The sequence below is a fragment of the Comamonas sp. B-9 genome (genome assembly GCF_000410635.1).
Lineage (GTDB): Bacteria > Pseudomonadota > Gammaproteobacteria > Burkholderiales > Burkholderiaceae_C > Comamonas.
Map to the genome: position 1 here is coordinate 3,184 of NZ_KE148623.1, position 548 is coordinate 3,731.

The 548-nt window shown below is 71.2% G+C and carries 1 protein-coding gene; it reads left to right on the forward strand.

Annotation, left to right across the window (positions count from 1 at the left end):
• Nucleotides 1-548: PepSY-associated TM helix domain-containing protein (locus tag H928_RS33525; RefSeq protein WP_239644998.1), on the forward strand; the 548-nt coding region annotated here is incomplete at both ends.

Below are 548 nucleotides of genomic sequence, written 5' to 3' on the forward strand. Positions count from 1 at the left end.
AACGCGGGCACAGAGGCAGCCCGGCCCGGTCTGCCGCCAGCCGGCCCGCAGTTGGCCCAGCAGCTGCAACTGGCGCAGTCGCTGCTGCGCCAGCCGGTGGCATCCATCGCGCTGCAGCGCCCGCCGCAGGGCCCCGCCAGCCACCGCTTTACGGCGCAGCAGGCCGACAGCGCCTATTCCAGGCGCATGCACAACGTCGCCGAGCAGGTCCACATCGCCGCCGACACCGGTGAGGTACTGCAGGCACCGCCCCGGTCCGAGCCAGCCGCCAGCGCGCGCGATGTGCACCCGGTCATCGAGTCGCTGCACATGGCCCGCTTTGGCGGCTGGACCATGAAATGGCTTTACTTTGTCTGCGGGCTGGCCGGCACGGCCATGGTGGCCACCGGCCTGCTGCTGTTTGCCAGCAAGCGCCGAACGCGCAGCGACCATGGCTGGGGCCGGGCCACGTCAGCCGCCTACCGCTGCATCGATGCGCTGAACATCGCAGCGCTGGCCGGCACCTCGCTGGCCTCCATCGGCTACCTCTACGGCAACCGCCTGCTGCC